Source organism: Chryseobacterium taeanense (genome assembly GCF_900099685.1).
Taxonomy (GTDB): Bacteria; Bacteroidota; Bacteroidia; order Flavobacteriales; family Weeksellaceae; genus Chryseobacterium; species Chryseobacterium taeanense.
This window is the reverse complement of the sequence record NZ_FNDW01000010.1, coordinates 79,743-95,595: the sequence shown is the minus strand read 5'-3', so window position 1 is coordinate 95,595 and position 15,853 is coordinate 79,743. Positions and strand designations below refer to the sequence as shown.

Sequence of the window (15,853 nt, the reverse complement as noted above, 5' to 3'; positions counted from 1 at the left end):
TCAATTAATTATATTCACTTTTATTCCAAAAATTTGTTGTATGTTTGCACCAAGATCAACAAACAGGCCTCTGCCTTTGCTTTCTGTCACAGTTTAGAATACCATTTTTTTCTTTTACAGTTTCTGCTTTTTCAGCCGCCATTTTTTAACCTTAAATCTTTTACAGATGAATATTTATACAGGCCAGCTGAACCATCGGAGCAACAGAAAACAGAACTCACTCAGATAAGGAAAATATTTCTTTTTTTATAATCAGAAGAAATCATATACTGGCTACACAGTCTGGTAAAGATTTACTTAAAAAAGATAAAGCAGACACTCAATAACAGGTTTTCCCCGCTTAAAGGAACTTCGTTATCATACATGACCGTAAAGAAATGCTTATAGAAAACATATTCTGACAGTCATTTTTTCAGAATTTCAGACAAATCCTGACTCACTAAAGCCTCAGAGGCAATCAAAACAATGAATTTCAAAAATCTTAATTTAATAAACCCTATCATCCGCGCCGTAACAGAAGCGGGATATTCTAAACCTACCGAAATCCAGAGCAAAGCGATACCGCATATTCTGGAAGGCAGAGATATTATCGGCTGTGCACAGACCGGAACAGGAAAAACAGCAGCATTTGCCATGCCGGTTCTTCAGCTTTTAAAAAAGCACAGCCCCGATCATCAGATGATCCGCACCCTGATTCTCACCCCTACCCGGGAACTTGCTCTACAGATCGAGGAAAACTTTAAACTGTACAGCAAATACCTGCCTTTATCGCAGCTTTCAATTTTTGGTGGTGTGTCTCAGGGCAACCAGATCTCCTCATTAAGAAAAAGGGTGGATATCCTTATAGCAACTCCGGGAAGACTCCTGGATCTGTGCAGCCAAGGCCATATCAATCTTTCTAAAATTGAAATACTGGTACTGGATGAAGCAGACCGTATGCTGGATATGGGCTTTGTGAATGATGTAAAAAAAGTGCTGAAGCTGGTTAATCAGAAAAGACAGACGTTGTTTTTCTCGGCCACCATGCCTCACACTATCCGTAAATTTGCAGATACCATCCTCAACAATCCTATTGAAATCACTGTAAATCCTGTTTCATCAACTGCAAAAACGATAGAACAGTCGGTATATTTTGTTGAAAAGAATCATAAAACAGGATTGCTTATCAGCCTGCTGAAAGATCCGTCTATCCTTCGTTCTCTGGTTTTTACCCGAACGAAGCATGGCGCAGACAGATTAGTAAAACAACTGGCACAGACCGGAATTTTTGCTGCTGCCATCCATGGAAACAAGTCTCAGAATGCAAGACAAAAAGCCCTGGAGGATTTCAGAAACAGTAAAATACGGGTACTGATCGCCACAGATATTGCCGCACGGGGAATTGACATAGATGAGCTGTCGTATGTCGTGAACTATGAACTTCCCAATGTCCCTGAAACATATGTACACCGTATCGGAAGAACCGGAAGAGCAGGAGCCGAAGGCAAAGCTGTTTCGTTCTGCGATCAGGAAGAACGTTCTGACCTGAAAAATATACAGAAACTTATAGGATTTACGGTACCCGTGATGGCACAGCACCGTGTATTTCAGTAACATCAATATAAAAAGTACAGACATTTACTGTAGAATATTTCTTCAGCCGGCTGTCTGCCAATATAATAACAATTTTTAATACAATTACAATGCAACAAGGCACAGTAAAATTTTACAATGAAGCAAAAGGCTTCGGATTTATTTCTCCTGCAAACGGAGGAGGAGACATTTTCGTACACTCTACAGGTTTAAACAACACAAACATCCGTGAAAACGATATGGTAACCTATGATGTAGAGCAGGGAAAAAAAGGATTGAACGCAGTTAATGTAAAATTAGCATAAGATTTACACCCCGTACGATACGGCTGTAATGAACAGAGCCTGCCTTTTTGTGCAGGCTTTTTTATTTTGCTTCAGTTCAAACTTCACTTATTTCTCCATAATAGTTATTAATTCTACGATTCCGGTAACTGATTTTTAAATTCAACAGTAAACTTTTTTTCCAGCTCCTCATGGTATTACTGCTAATGTTGAAATACTTTCCCGTTTGGATATTTTTCAGGTGATGTTTTTGAAGGAGTAGATTACAGCGACTATATAGAAGAATTAACATATCTTATATTTCTTAAAATTGCAGAAGAAAGGGATATCAATATTCCAATAGGTTGTTCTTGGAATGACCTTATTATTCACGATAAAGAAGATCTCCTAATAAAATACAATGAGGTTTTAAATGAACTAAGCACTGAAAAAAGTATTTTAGGAAGTATTTTTAGTCAGCCAATGGCAAAAATACGCAGTTCTAGCAGCTTAAAAAGACTATTGACATTAATTGACCAAGTAAATTGGTCCTCCTATGATGAAGATGTTTTAGGCTCTATGTTCGAAGGTCTGCTTGAAAAAGCTGCAAATGAAAGTAAAAAAGGTGCAGGACAGTATTTCACCCCTAGACCATTGATAAATACTATTGTTCAAGTTATGAAACCCAATCCATTTGAATCACAAAATTTTACGCTTTCTGACGTAGCTTGCGGTACGGGTGGCTTCATAATTTCAAGCTATGAATGGTTTAAAAGGCAGCAGAGCACTAAACTACTGTCAGCCGAAGACAAGATAAAGCTGTTTAATAAAACATATTTTGGACAAGAATTGGTTACAAGACCTAGGAGAATGGCCCAAATGAATCTTTTTCTGCACGGAATAGAACCAAATATCAAATTAGGTGACACAATTTATGATCCTTTTGATAAAAACCTTTTTTCATGTATCCTCACAAATCCGCCTTTTGGAAATAAAGGTTTAAACCAAATTCCAGATAGAAAAGATTTTAGAATTAAAACCAGTAACAAACAATTAAACTTTGTTCAACATGTTCTAAATAGTTTACAAGACAATGGTAGAACAGCAATTGTTCTTCCTGATAATGTACTATCAGATGAAAAGGCCTTAGAGTTATGGAAGATAACTATGCCGGAGTACAACGTTCATACTATATTAAAGTTACCTAATGGAACATTTCTTCCTTATGCAAATGTAAAAGCTGTCGTCGTTTTTATTCAAAAGGGCTCTCCTACTAAGCACATTTGGTTTTATGATGCCCGTACAAACATACCTAGTGTTACAAAAAAAGGAAGGCCATTAACAGATAATCATTTTTTTGATTTTATCGAAAATTATGGTGAAAGACCAGACGGTGATGCTCAAAGAATCGATGGTGGAGACGATGGTCGATTTAGAAAATTTGGTATTGATCAGATAAGAGCTAGAAATTATAATTTGGATATTAGCTGGCTCATTGAGAATGAAAGTATTGAAGATAACTATTTCGAAATTGAAGATATAACAAATGATACTATTTCAGAATTAGAATCAATTATTGATAGTTTAAAAGAATTATCAAATTTATTAGAAAAAAAATAATGAGTGATACGTTACCGAAGCATTGGAAGATGGTGCCCTTGGGAGATTTTTGTAGTCTGTCCTACGGTAAGGGGCTTTCAACAAAAGAAATGTCTAAAGAGGGTTACTCCGTGTATGGCGCAAATGGCGTAATAGGATTCTATCAAGACTTTATGTTTAGTGATTCTAAACTTATTATAGCAAGTCGTGGTACTATTGGTCAGTTACATAGAACTGTTCCTAATTCGTATGTAACTTCTAATTCAATTATAATTGAGTCATTAATACCTGAAATAACTGATGATTTTTTGGAAATTGCAATTAAATCAGTTGACAAAAGCATAATCATCACAGGTTCTGCACAACCGCAAATTACGATACAAAATCTCCGAACACTAAAGGTCCCAATTCCTTCTATCGCTGAACAAACAATTATTGTAAAAAAAGTGGGAACTGCTTTATCTACCATCAATAATTATTTACCAAAATTGGAAGCTATTCCGAAAACAGTTTTTAAGCTTAAACGGAAAATTATTAATGATGCCGCCCGAGGATATTTAACTAATACAAACCAAGGACTAAAAGATAACACAGAATTAATAGATCTTTTAACAGACTATTTTAATCAAAGAATCGAAGCAAATTCCAAAGTAAAACTTAGTACTGATGCATTTGATTTTGTGGAAAATACAGAGATAACAGTGCCAAAAAACTGGGTCTGGAGTAGATTAATTAATGTTGCAGAGGTAATTGGAGGGGTGACAAAAGGCAGAAAACTTGATGGGCGCGAGACAATTCAATTACCGTATTTACGCGTTGCCAATGTTCAAGACGGTTTTTTAGATCTTAACGAAATTAAATATATTGAGGTTTTGAGTTCGGACCTCGATAAATATAAACTTCTGTATGGAGACATACTTTTTACAGAAGGTGGAGATCGCGATAAGCTTGGTAGAGGAACGGTGTGGAAAAATGAAATTAACGACTGCATTCATCAAAATCATATTTTTCGTGCAAGGGTATTTTCTCAGTATATAAACCCTGAGTATATTAGCATATATACGAAGTCCGATGATGCTAAAGATTATTTCTTCTCAAATGCGAGTCAAACAGTTAATCTAGCGTCAATTAACTTAACATCATTATCAAATATTCCTATACCGATCCCCCCTATTGCGGAACAAAATTCAATTGTTAGTATTGTTAACACGGCAATCCAGAATTTAGACAATATAATTGCTAAATACAGTAAGGCATTAGAATTAATTAAAAGAACCGAGAGTTTGATCTATAAGAAGGCATTTTCCGGCTTTTTCTCTTCTCATATTTCAACCCACAACGACGCTTTAGTATATATTGATAAAGTGAATGTATCTTCCAGAATTAATAAAGCAAGATCTAAACTAAACCAAAATAGTAATATTCTAAATAAATTGAACGAGCATCATAAAAAAGATTCTACAAAAGATATAGACCACGAGAATAAATTAAAAAATCCCAAAAAAATTAATAAATTTATGAAAGCTAAGCCTATCGAAAAATCTTCCGAATTAATAGCTCGATTAGAAAATTTAGGTGGTGTGGCAAATCCAGAAGAACTTTTAATTGCTTGTCGTCTAGAAAATGAGATTGATATTTTTTATGACCTTCTAAGGGAGGCAAGAAACAAGAAGTTAATAGAAGTACCTATTGGAGAAAATGGAGCAATAAAATTATTGAAATGAGAATACTAGATTTGACAATAAATAGTGCATGGAAAAATCTTGAGGGATTTCAAATTACATTTAGTAATATAGATATTACAGTATTGTTGGGTAGAAATGGTTCTGCTAAAAGTAATTTATTGGAAACTTTAATTATAATATTTAGAGATATTGATCTAAAAAATGTTTCACCCTTTTCATACTCAATAAGGTACGAAATGCAAGGCCATATAATTGAGGTTGAAGGGATAAAAAATAAGGTTGCAAAAGCGAAAGTTAATAACCTCCCTATTACATTTAGTCAGCTCAAATCTAATTGGACACCCAGATATATTATAGGATATTACTCTGGCGCAAGCGATCGTTTTGACGAGCTGTTTAAAGCACATGATTACATCGCGCTCAAAGATACATTACATTCTGTCACTCCCGGTGAAAAACTAGCGTTTAGAAAGTTTATTAATGCGCGACCCATACACGGACTATTTGCATTACTCTCTTTCTATATTTCCTTCGATAAAGATATTGTAAAATTTCTAGAGGAATTCCCTCGAATTAAAGGGTTTGATTCTGCTACTATAGTTTTAAGGAAACCGGATTGGGCTAAAAAAGGAGCATCTCCTGAAGATTTCTGGGGTGCAAAAGGGCCCGTTGGAGCACTTCTTTCGACAATTCGTAAACATAGCATGGCTCCCTTCAGTCGCAAAATTACTGTTAATACAGACTTTCGTAGACGCGAAACTATTGAAGTAATTTATTTACATTTACCAGACCTACAGTCTCTACATAATCTTGCCCAAGAATATGGACAAGATCCTAAAGCTTTCTTTCAAGCATTAGATACTATGCGGCTTAGCGAGTTAGTTGAAGATTTTAGGGTCAGAGTAAAAGTAAGCGGTACCAATAAAGCTATTCATACCCGGCAATTAAGTGAGGGAGAGCAACAGTTATTAACAGTATTAGGATTAATGCGATTCACTCAAGATTCTGAATCTCTATATGTACTTGACGAACCTGATACCCACCTAAATCCATCATGGGGTCTGGATTATTTAGAAAGATTAAGAAATATAGGTGGCATAAACAAGGATAGCCATACAATCTTAGCTACGCACGACCCTTTATTGGTTGCTGGACTTGTTAAAGAAGAAATCAGAGTGCTTAATAGAAATCATGATGGTAAAGTTGTCGCAAATGAGCCAGAGGAAAGCCCTCGCGGAATAGGAGTTGCAGCGGTTTTAACTAGCGAACTATATGGCTTAGAAAGCCAACTGGATAATTTTAGTTTGAAAGTTTTGAAAAGAATCTACGAAGTTTCGCAACTTGAAAAATACCCGCAAAAAGCCGAACATCTAAGACGTCTCCGTAAAATCATACCTGGACTTTCCGCAACTGACTCTTCACCAGACCCTTACAGAAACATTGCAAAAATTGCTTATAGCCAAACTCTTGAAAAAATTATAAAATCTGATGATGCGAGCGAGGTAAAATTAAGAGCCATAGAAAATTTATCCTCCTTCCTATACGACCAATCTAAAAGTAATTATGATTTACATTAATCCTAATCAAATTATCATTCCTCAAGATTGGAAAGAAAGAGTAAAAGAATTAACCCAAGAACTACTTCAAAAATCCAAATCACAAAGGAATAAATTTATTGACTCAAAAAGAACAGAAACCTGGGGGCACCCCGAAATATTAACAGCACTAAAGGGACCTGTTGGTAATAAATGTTGGTATACAGAAGTTGATTTGACTGGATCAGATCCCAATATTGACCACTTCCGCCCTAAAGGAAAGATAACAGAAATTGACGTCGATAACTTGGTGAAAACGACAAAAGTGTCTGATGGTTATTGGTGGTTAGCCTTTGACTCTGACAACTTTCGATTATCGAGTATGCACGCAAATCAAAGAAGGGTTGACGAAAAGACTAATGGTGGTAAATGGGATTTTTTTCCAGTGGACGGGCCACGGGCAATTGCTGGGACGCAGATAGGGTTGATAAACGAAAGTATTTTACCATTTGATCCTTGTTCTCCAACGGATGTCGCACTTATGTGGTTTGAACCAGACGGGAAACCTGGATTTAAAAACTGGAGGCGAAGCCCAACGATACAGGAAGAAAGAAGATTAAAAGTGACAACATGGTTATTCCACTTAGATAAGCAGGAGTTAGCTTTCAACAGAGCTGGTGCTATGGAAGAAGTAAGAATAGCACTCAAAAACGCCGATGCCATTTATCAGTTGTGGGAGCAAAAAGGATTTGCTGGCGACGGGCAAGAAAAAAATTTATTTGATAGAGCAATAGCAGGAATTCGAGCACTTATTAGTGATAAATCACCTTTTGCTGGTGCCAAAAGATGCGCCGTTCAAATGGCTAAATCAGATTATTTATGGATGGTGGAATATTTTTAATTTAACCCTATTTAAAATGAATACTTTAACAAGTCTGATACATTCTGATTATATGAGCCTTATCCCACAAACTATAACAGTTATTATATATCATAACATTCAATAGGCTGACCCAGTTGACAAAAATCGTAGGCTTTTAACACGTTTTTTTCCTTAATGCCTGAATCTTTTTGCAAGTAGACTGGGTATAAAGCAGTTTGAGGCATGGAAAATAAGATTGTTGCAGAATCTAGCAAAATAATACTGTAGCGGTCAGAAAAACAGCTCTGAAATTACTAAAAACAAAGAAATAATCAAACATATAATAAACATCATGATTAAAATATATAAAAATACAGCCTTTTTTTATAAATAAAATTGGAGCTGATTTATCATCAACTCCAATCTGTAAATATGTATTTTGGCTATTATAAAAGTCCGAAAACTAAATAAAATCAATATGGCAAGAGGATTCGAACTTGAATTACAAATCATAAAGTACTGAAAACCAAAATATTGAAAATTAGACTTCTCAAAATATTAGGACAAAAGTTCGAAAAATCGCTCCCGTCAACATATCGCAAAAGGATTCGAACTCTCCGAACACCAACACAAACAACTCATAATCAAATATTTAATTTCAAAATCCAATTCAAATCTTGTATCAGACGGTTCGAAGATAATCCTTCCAAGTTCACAGAAACCTCATAACTTTTGTTGTGAGGTTTTTTGTTTATTTACCCAGAAGGAAATTTTACTTTAGTCTTTTTAATATATAGTTTCAATATTAGTTTAGTATTTCTTAAAGTCTAATATTTTCAAATCATCAGTACTGATTTTAAAATGATATCCAGTACTTTTCTTTATAATATATCTGCGTGAAATATTCTTATAATCTACGCCGATTATATTTTTATCAAGCTTATAGGTAAATGTACTGTTAACGGTTCCACTGAAGCCCGGAATATTCTTATACAAATACTTATAAATAACATCTCTTACATCATCTCCTTCCAAATGGTAATCAGGAAAATGAGTTACAAGACTTTCTTTAGGAATTGTATATAATGTGTCTACTTTTACCATTTTACCATCACTCCCCGAAAGAAGGTTTCTTCCTAAAAAGAAAGTATTATTTTTTTCAAAAAATATTTCAAGCTTTTTGCCTGTAACTTTATACATCTTTGACTGCTTCATTCTCTTCTGAAAAAAATCTTCCACAGACATCTCTTTTTTATGGATGTACGAGATTTTAGCTTCCCCTTTACTTTCCTGTAATTGTGCATTTGCATTAAATGATAAAAAGACTACTATAATAAATGAAATGAATAATTTCCCTCTGGCTTTCATCGTAGGTATTAGATTATTTTATTTAAAATTATAATAATGAACTATATGATATAATAGGATCAAATATACTTAATTCATTCAACATCCAAATTATTTAAAAATTTACCCTGCATTTTAGAATACTGAATGTGAACGTGCTAACTATGCCAATATTTTTTATTTCAGAATAATTTTATTTTTTATAAATTTTATTTTTATAATTAAGAAAAACATCCTATATTTGCACCCACAAAAAACAAGGTAATTCTTGTTAAAAAGATGACCTTTTCGGGGCGTAGCGTAGTCCGGTCATCGCGCCTGGTTTGGGACCAGGAGGTCGCAGGTTCGAATCCTGCCGCCCCGACTTTATTCAAAAAAAAATTTAGGGTGCGTAGCTCAGCTGGATAGAGCATCTGCCTTCTAAGCAGACGGTCAAAGGTTCGAATCCTTTCGCGCTCACGAGAGACTCACAAGAAATTGTGAGTCTTTTTTTTTTTAATATCATCACTCGGTTTTGGGAATATTGGGAGAAAGAAAATCCTGGGCAGATTTATATCAGTTCGATGATAACGATCCGGTATTCAGAGCCTTTATGCAGTCGGGAATGGCAAGAGTAATCGTAACCGTAAGACCAGGCTTTGAAGAAGCAGTGAGACATTTCCTGGCAACCGGACAAATCTGGAACGGCGGAGAAATTCCTGTAATTGACGATCCTTTATTCCTTTCAATTGTAGATGAAATGCGTTCGCCAAGAGCAACGAAAGAAGGAGAACCGTGGAGAGAGAAAATTCCGACTTCGCTTACCATTCTTCAGGCAGATTCTATCGGATTAAAAGTAGAAAAAGCACTGCCTTAAAACCAGGTGGAGAAGATGAATTTGACCATTTAAAATTCTCTATAAACCTAGATGAATCTTATGTGAAATTTACATCTCCAATGTATGGAAGCTCCAGTTCTGACAAAATCCTGGATAAGGATGGGAATATTATTCCAAAAGACGAATATCTGAATAAAGTTGCCCTAAGTAAATTCCTGATATAATCTAATCATTTTAAAATTAAGAAATGAGTCAGGTAAAACCTGAGGCTATCTGGCAGCACGATAAAGTACTGCCTTATATCGTCACGCGTCTTAAAGAAAAGATTAGTGACATTACTGCCGTAGAAAAGATTATTCTTTTCGGGAGCAGAGGAAGACTCCCTTTGGAACAATGGAATAAATTTCAAGGAAAAGACTGGGATATTTTGGTACAGGCAAAATGCAAGGTTAAAAATGCCCACGTTTTAGTGGAAGGAGATTATCATCTCGATCTTTTGGTTTTAAATAAAGAACACACTGAAAAATTCATTGAAACATGAAAACCACAGAACTATTTCCCACAAATAAATTGAGTTGGAAATAATAAGATTGAAATACACATTATACAGTTAAATATTTAAAATAATGAAAAAAGAATTAATGAAACACCAATGGGATTTTATTCTCTACGAAGAAAATGGTGTAAAAACATTTAATATAGCCTTTTACAATAGCCTTTTAATTATGGATTTGAATAACGGAGCTTTCCAAAGAAAAGATATTCGTTTATTTCAGGAAACACAATGGAGGTTTCCCAATGCTGTTCTTTCAAAAATTGAGTGAGAGTCAAAAATAAGGCTGCCCGAAAACAGGACAGCCTCATGAATTTTCAATATATATATTTTAATTGAATCTATCTAAAATAATAAGATCTAAAACGCTTATTTTTCAAGCAGAAGGCTTACCCATTCTTCCCGCTGAAGCTGTTTTTTAAGTTGTAAACCGTTTTCTTTACAAACTTCCAGAATATCATCCACATCAAAAAAACACAATCCCGAAAGCAGTAATTGTCCGCCATTATTCAATACCGAAACGTATGTTGGGATGTCCGAAATAAGAATATTTCTGTTGATATTAGCCAGAATGATATCAAAATTTTCTTTTCCAAGATTTTCTGCGGTTCCCAGCTCGATATCCAATTCAACGTTGTTTCTCGCTGCATTTTCTTTTGAATTTTCTACCGACCATTCGTCGATATCAATGGCTTTTGTGTCTCCGGCTCCGATTTGTTTTGCATAAATAGCGAGTACTGAAGTTCCACAGCCCATATCCAGGACTTTTTTCCCTTTAAAATCAATATCCATCATCTGCTGGATCATAAGATGGGTCGTCGGGTGATGTCCCGTTCCAAAAGACATTTTTGGCTGAATAACAATTTCATGCATTCCGGGAACCGATTCGTGGAATTCTGCACGGATCAGCACTTTATCATCGATGTTGATCGGCTCAAAGTTTTTCTCCCATTCTTCATTCCAGTTGATATTCGGCATTTCCTGAAAAGTATAATCAATTTTAACCTCTTCATTTTGAAAAAGCGGAAGCGTTTTTAAATCTTCTTCATTCAATAAATCTTTCTGAATATATCCTAAAATACCGTCAATTTCTTCTGTAAAGCTGTCGAAACCGATCTCTATAAGCTCTGCCATTAGTATCTCGTTCCATGGCTGGAGCGGAGAAATCTTGAAATTGAATTCTAAATAATTTTGCATATGAATAATTTGTTGCAAAAATAATGAATTAACATCAGAATCTGGAGGTTAGTAATAGAGGTAATGCGAAAGTTTTCTAACGTAAAAAACGCAAAGACTTTTTGAAATTATTGAGAATTTTTTTCGTTCGCTAAGACTGAACTACGTTCGTAAACCTTCAGTTTATAATCAGCAAAGATTATACATTAAGCTTATCATTCTGACAAAGGAAGAATCTATTTTTTTATTTAGAGATTTCTTCACTCTCACTTCTTTCCCGTTCAGAATGGCAAATTTAATATATAAAAAAGCGAACCGAAGTTCGCATTTATATAAATAACAGTTAAAAAAACTAATTTCTAATATCTAGTTTCTAACTTCTCTATTAAGGATTTGTAGAGAAAATTGATCCGTTAGCAATCAATGCTCTTCGGTTCATTTTGAGAATATCTCTCACCCATTCTGCAAAATCTTCCGGCTGAAGAACTTTTTCAGGATTTCCGTCCGTAAGACCTCCCTGAATCGACATATCTGATGCAATCGTGCTTGGAGTAAGTGTAATGACACGGATATTTTGCTTTCTCCATTCCGCCATCATAGATTGCGAAAGAGAAACAACAGCCGCTTTTGAAGCTGCGTACGCCGACATATTCGGACCTCCTTTTAAGCCTGCAGTAGATGCCACATTGATAATATCACCCTCCCCTTTCGACTTCATGTAAGGATAAGCTGCTTTCGCAGCATAATACACTCCGAAAAGATTGGTTTTAATCACCTGCTCCCATGTTTCGGAAGACATTTCTTCGATAGACCCGAAGTCTCCGATTCCTGCATTATTGATAAGAATATCAATTCCTCCTAATTGTTCTGCCAAATGTTCAATTCCGGCTTTTACGTGTATTTCATTATCAACACTGAAAACGGCGTATGTTGCATTTACGCCAAGTTTCTGGATTTCATCAACGGTCATTTTCAGGTTTTCTTCATTTCTTCCCGTGATTCCGATATTCACACCTTCATTGGCCAATGCGAGGGCAACAGCTTTGCCCAAACCTCTTCCTCCACCCGTGATGATGGCATTTTTTCCGTTTATGTTCATTGTAATTATTTTATTGCTAATGCAAATTTACGAAAGATGATTTTCATACCATTGATGAATGATGATATTATAAGTATAGACAGTAAAAATGATACCGTTTTTATAAATAAAACCGACTTCACTGGAAGCCGGTTTCTTTGAAAGTATAGTAATAAATGAAAAATTAAGGTATAAGGATCTGATTTTGAACTTCAAATTCTTCCGATGCTGAAAACTTGTTTCCATACATGTCTACTGCTCTTACCTCAACCTTATGTTTTCCCAGAGAAAGTTTTTTAGAAAAATCTCCCGTCCAGATATGTTTTGATGTTTCAGGATTAGATGGTCTTCTTCCCGGGAAAAGTTTGTTTGTGGTATCCCATTTAAAAACTGACATTGCAAAACTCGGATCTACAGTTTCGTCATACTGCATTTCTTCCCATTTATCATCATCTATTCTGTATTCTACTTTGTCTTTTTTGCTTCCCATAAAGAAATTAGCCAAGACTTTTGCAGAAGTTTTTGAAGGGAAAGGAATCACTTTCGGCACATATAAATTGATCTGATAATCTTCCGGTTTACCCGCTGTTTTATATTTAATTTTATATTCATTATCATTAAAGCTGATAAAAGAATATCCTTTAGCTGTACCGTCTCTCATAGTTGAGGTCGGTAATCCCAGATCATCCGATGTTCCCGACCACCAGTCGCCGCAGGTTGTTCCGGCATTGTATTCATGAAGGTCTTTTGAACCGTTCCATCCCGCTTCTTTGCCGTAGAAAAGCTGTTGCTGAATATGTGTATGTGCCGATAGTAACAAAGCATTTTTGAATGGTGCTAAATAATCAAATAATTTCTGACGGTCTGAATTTCTGAAGTTATCTTCATTCTTATGTGCTAACGGAATATGGAAAGAAACAACGATTAATTTATTTTTATCCACCAGCTTCAGGTCATTTTCAACGAATTTCAGCTGATCTTCACGGAAACCTCCCCAATATCCTTTTCCATCTCTCGGATCCGGATATAAAATGTCATCCAGAATGATAAAGTGAACATTCCCGTAATTAAATGAATAATTGGCAGGTCCGAAATTAGATTCAAAAGTTTCATCGGAAAGCATATCTTCTTTTGCCTCGTAATTCATATCGTGGTTCCCCATTACATTGTACCAAGGCAATCCGATCTCTTTCATTACTGTTGCGTAAGGCTTTTGAAGTATGAGATCATTTCCTACCAGATCTCCCAGACTGATTCCCAACACTGCATTTTTCTTTGTGTTTTTTACTTCGTTCACAATAGATCTTCTGAAATAATCCAGTTCCTTTTCTGTATAAGGTTGTGGATCTCCGAAAACAAGGATATCAAAATTTTTACTTTCATTTTGTCTATTCAAAGCAAAATTAATTTCTTTCGGAAGCTCTCCTGTTGGTGCAGATCCTTTATATTTAAAATCTGTGGGAGAACCTTTCGGTTTGTACTGATAATAATACTGGGGTAAATTATTTGCGTTTACCGGGGTCATATATCCTGAAGGTTTTATAACAAAAACCGACTGTCCTTCCATAATCGGCAGGCTGTATCTTCCGTTTTTATCCGTTACCATAACCTGCGCTCCGTTGGAAACTGCTACTCCTTCAATTCCTTTTTCCCTATTCTCTTTCTTCTGATTTTTGTTGAGATCTTCGTACACATATCCCGAAACAGAAGCTTGTGAGAATGCCATTGCTGAAATCATCAGGCAGGGCATTAAAAATTTTATGTTCATTGTTAATCTTAATTAGCTTGTTTGTGACTGCTTATTTTAACGCTACGTCCGCAAAGAATTTTTATTTAAAAACCGTTGATTTTTTCGTTCGCAAAGGCGTTAATATTCAGCAATGGATTGATGATGTTATTCTTTTAATTATGGTTTGTTCCACCACATTTTTATGTTGATGTTGTCACCGCCCATTGCCTGAACTGCTGCCTGATAGTTTGTGGTATTTAATACTCTTGGATTTGGCGGGTACATTAATCTTGACGGCATTTCTGAGTTATTCAGCAAACCTCCGTTATTGGGAAGTACAGGAAAACCTGTTCTTCTTTTTTCAAACCATTGTTGCTGATCTACAAAAAACAAGGCTACATATTTTTGAAGCATAATTCTTTCCAGCGTTCCGTTGTAAGCAACTTTAGGATTCGAAAAATAATTTGCCGGAAATGTTGCTCCCCATTGTTCGATGGTAGCTTTTACTCCATTTTCGTAGAAGGTTTGTGCGTTTCCTGAAATAATTCCTTTAAATGCCAGCTCCGACAGAATAAACTGCAATTCTGCATAAGGATATACCAGCATATTTAAAGGAGCTTTAGCAAGATTCTGATTCATATTGGAAGGCTGATAATCAAACACCGTCCCAAACGCATAACCCGACGGAGCTCCTTTGTAACCGATATTTGTACCTGAAAGATTTTTTGCCTGACTAAAAAACATAGACATTCTTGGATCATTATTTCCTCTTAAGGTTTCAACGAAAAACTCTGACGCCGCACGTCCTGTCGTAAAATCCTGAGGTCTCGCAATTGGAGGCATCAAAGGGGCAACTCCTGTAACATTTAATTTTACCGTCTCCGAATTACTTTGAAAAATCGGATAAACAGTAGGATTATTTACAATTTCCTGAATTCTTTCATAGACATTCACCTCATCGTTTCTTTTTAAAATTCTTGTTAAAAGTCTTAACGAAAGAGAATTACAGAACTTTTTCCAGTTGGTTATTCCGTTTACATCATTATTTGCGTTATAGAAAAGATCTGTACCAGTCAATGTTTTTGTTGTTACAAAAAGTGAATTTGCTCTTTTCAGATCATCCAGCATCTGAATATAAATGTTTTTTTGCTGATCAAATTTCGGCTGACTGATTCCTTCATCAAGTTTTGAAGCTTCAGTAAAGGGTACATCTCCATAAGTATCGGTAAGGTTGGAATATGCCCAGGCATTCAAAACGAGTGCAATCGCTTCATAATTTTGATCGCTGCTGCTTATGGCTGCCTTTTTCATTTCATAGATCTGCTTAATCCATTTGTAGCTGTTGTTCCAATAACCGGCACCTGTATTTTCGGTGATATTGTAACGGCTCAGGGTGTTTCCTTCATTCGGAAAATCCAGGGAAACCTGCATGATATCAAACGTGAAATCATTAGCTCTTAAATATCCCACAGAAGCAAGATTATATTGAAGGGGTGCTAAAAAACTAGACACTTCCGGTTCGTAGATTTTGCTGTCGTCTACGTTTATTTCATCGAAGCTTCTGTCGCAGGAAGCCACTGTAAATGCAAGTCCGGCAAGAAGAATATATTTAAATATTGTTTTTTTCATGTTTTAAG

15 protein-coding genes and 2 tRNA genes are annotated in these 15,853 nt (G+C 35.5%); 12 read left to right on the top strand and 5 right to left on the bottom strand.

Going from position 1 to position 15,853, the window contains the following annotated elements:
* The first annotated feature begins 465 nt into the window (after window positions 1-465).
* From BLR30_RS13580 to BLR30_RS13555, 6 genes are all read left to right on the top strand, one after another.
* Window positions 466-1,593, top strand: coding sequence for a DEAD/DEAH box helicase (locus BLR30_RS13580; protein ID WP_089859903.1), 1,128 nt, complete (start codon window positions 466-468; stop codon window positions 1,591-1,593).
* Between the two features lie 89 nt (window positions 1,594-1,682).
* Entirely contained in the window at window positions 1,683-1,877 is a 195-nt protein-coding gene (locus BLR30_RS13575) for a cold-shock protein (RefSeq protein ID WP_089859900.1), read from the top strand.
* 441 nt (window positions 1,878-2,318) lie between these two features.
* Window positions 2,319-3,455, top strand: a complete 1,137-nt coding sequence (locus BLR30_RS13570) for an HsdM family class I SAM-dependent methyltransferase (protein ID WP_228400772.1) — start codon at window positions 2,319-2,321, stop codon at window positions 3,453-3,455.
* Window positions 3,455-5,158 carry a restriction endonuclease subunit S gene (locus BLR30_RS13565; protein ID WP_228400771.1) on the top strand — a complete coding sequence of 568 codons (1,704 nt, stop codon included), beginning with the start codon at window positions 3,455-3,457 and terminating at the stop codon, window positions 5,156-5,158. The genes BLR30_RS13570 and BLR30_RS13565 overlap by 1 nt, the downstream gene beginning before the upstream one ends.
* Entirely contained in the window at window positions 5,155-6,696 is a 1,542-nt protein-coding gene (locus tag BLR30_RS13560; RefSeq protein WP_089859894.1) for an AAA family ATPase, read from the top strand. Before BLR30_RS13565 ends, BLR30_RS13560 begins: the two co-directional genes overlap by 4 nt.
* Complete coding sequence (locus BLR30_RS13555; protein WP_089859891.1) at window positions 6,683-7,555, top strand: RNA-binding protein; 873 nt, start codon at window positions 6,683-6,685, stop codon at window positions 7,553-7,555. The genes BLR30_RS13560 and BLR30_RS13555 overlap by 14 nt, the downstream gene beginning before the upstream one ends.
* Before the next feature lie 771 nt (window positions 7,556-8,326).
* Here the strand turns inward: BLR30_RS13555 and BLR30_RS13550 are convergent.
* Entirely contained in the window at window positions 8,327-8,884 is a 558-nt protein-coding gene (locus BLR30_RS13550) for a hypothetical protein (RefSeq protein ID WP_089859888.1), read from the bottom strand.
* Window positions 8,885-9,152: 268 nt separating this feature from the next.
* Between BLR30_RS13550 and BLR30_RS13545 the strand changes: the two genes are divergently transcribed.
* The 6 genes from BLR30_RS13545 to BLR30_RS13525 all read left to right on the top strand — a co-directional run bounded on the left by BLR30_RS13545 (window position 9,153) and on the right by BLR30_RS13525 (window position 10,504).
* Window positions 9,153-9,227: transfer RNA gene (locus BLR30_RS13545), tRNA-Pro, on the top strand.
* A gap of 21 nt (window positions 9,228-9,248) precedes the next feature.
* A tRNA-Arg gene (locus BLR30_RS13540) sits at window positions 9,249-9,322 on the top strand.
* A gap of 55 nt (window positions 9,323-9,377) precedes the next feature.
* On the top strand, window positions 9,378-9,719 hold the full coding sequence (locus tag BLR30_RS13535; protein WP_089859885.1) for a hypothetical protein: 342 nt from the start codon (window positions 9,378-9,380) through the stop codon (window positions 9,717-9,719).
* 62 nt (window positions 9,720-9,781) lie between these two features.
* Window positions 9,782-9,904: a hypothetical protein gene (locus tag BLR30_RS18010; RefSeq protein ID WP_262484112.1), complete on the top strand. Its 123-nt coding sequence runs from the start codon at window positions 9,782-9,784 to the stop codon at window positions 9,902-9,904.
* A gap of 23 nt (window positions 9,905-9,927) precedes the next feature.
* Entirely contained in the window at window positions 9,928-10,221 is a 294-nt protein-coding gene (locus tag BLR30_RS13530) for a nucleotidyltransferase family protein (RefSeq protein ID WP_089859882.1), read from the top strand.
* Window positions 10,222-10,306: 85 nt separating this feature from the next.
* Window positions 10,307-10,504: a hypothetical protein gene (locus BLR30_RS13525; RefSeq protein WP_089859879.1), complete on the top strand. Its 198-nt coding sequence runs from the start codon at window positions 10,307-10,309 to the stop codon at window positions 10,502-10,504.
* A 98-nt stretch (window positions 10,505-10,602) separates the two neighbouring features.
* On the opposite strand, the gene prmA is transcribed toward BLR30_RS13525, so the two are convergent.
* The 4 genes from prmA to BLR30_RS13505 all read right to left on the bottom strand — a co-directional run bounded on the left by prmA (window position 10,603) and on the right by BLR30_RS13505 (window position 15,845).
* On the bottom strand, window positions 10,603-11,430 hold the full coding sequence (prmA, locus tag BLR30_RS13520; RefSeq protein ID WP_089859876.1) for a 50S ribosomal protein L11 methyltransferase: 828 nt from the start codon (window positions 11,428-11,430) through the stop codon (window positions 10,603-10,605).
* 364 nt (window positions 11,431-11,794) lie between these two features.
* Window positions 11,795-12,508, bottom strand: a complete 714-nt coding sequence (locus BLR30_RS13515) for a 3-ketoacyl-ACP reductase (protein ID WP_089859873.1) — start codon at window positions 12,506-12,508, stop codon at window positions 11,795-11,797.
* A gap of 163 nt (window positions 12,509-12,671) precedes the next feature.
* Window positions 12,672-14,255, bottom strand: a complete 1,584-nt coding sequence (locus BLR30_RS13510) for a calcineurin-like phosphoesterase C-terminal domain-containing protein (protein WP_089859870.1) — start codon at window positions 14,253-14,255, stop codon at window positions 12,672-12,674.
* A gap of 138 nt (window positions 14,256-14,393) precedes the next feature.
* The gene (locus BLR30_RS13505; RefSeq protein ID WP_089859867.1) at window positions 14,394-15,845 is read right to left on the bottom strand and encodes a SusD/RagB family nutrient-binding outer membrane lipoprotein; all 1,452 of its coding nucleotides are present in this window, start codon (window positions 15,843-15,845) and stop codon (window positions 14,394-14,396) included.
* Window positions 15,846-15,853 lie beyond the last annotated feature (8 nt).

Coding starts and splice junctions, on each gene's coding strand:
- BLR30_RS13570 (WP_228400772.1), top strand. CDS start 2,319: ATGGCAAAAATACGCAGTTCTAGCAGCTTAAAAAGACTATTGACATTA.
- BLR30_RS13515 (WP_089859873.1), bottom strand. CDS start 12,508: ATGAACATAAACGGAAAAAATGCCATCATCACGGGTGGAGGAAGAGGT.
- BLR30_RS13505 (WP_089859867.1), bottom strand. CDS start 15,845: ATGAAAAAAACAATATTTAAATATATTCTTCTTGCCGGACTTGCATTT.
- BLR30_RS13560 (WP_089859894.1), top strand. CDS start 5,155: ATGAGAATACTAGATTTGACAATAAATAGTGCATGGAAAAATCTTGAG.
- BLR30_RS13555 (WP_089859891.1), top strand. CDS start 6,683: ATGATTTACATTAATCCTAATCAAATTATCATTCCTCAAGATTGGAAA.
- BLR30_RS13510 (WP_089859870.1), bottom strand. CDS start 14,255: ATGAACATAAAATTTTTAATGCCCTGCCTGATGATTTCAGCAATGGCA.
- BLR30_RS13565 (WP_228400771.1), top strand. CDS start 3,455: ATGAGTGATACGTTACCGAAGCATTGGAAGATGGTGCCCTTGGGAGAT.
- BLR30_RS13575 (WP_089859900.1), top strand. CDS start 1,683: ATGCAACAAGGCACAGTAAAATTTTACAATGAAGCAAAAGGCTTCGGA.
- prmA (WP_089859876.1), bottom strand. CDS start 11,430: ATGCAAAATTATTTAGAATTCAATTTCAAGATTTCTCCGCTCCAGCCA.
- BLR30_RS13525 (WP_089859879.1), top strand. CDS start 10,307: ATGAAAAAAGAATTAATGAAACACCAATGGGATTTTATTCTCTACGAA.
- BLR30_RS13550 (WP_089859888.1), bottom strand. CDS start 8,884: ATGAAAGCCAGAGGGAAATTATTCATTTCATTTATTATAGTAGTCTTT.
- BLR30_RS13580 (WP_089859903.1), top strand. CDS start 466: ATGAATTTCAAAAATCTTAATTTAATAAACCCTATCATCCGCGCCGTA.
- BLR30_RS13530 (WP_089859882.1), top strand. CDS start 9,928: ATGAGTCAGGTAAAACCTGAGGCTATCTGGCAGCACGATAAAGTACTG.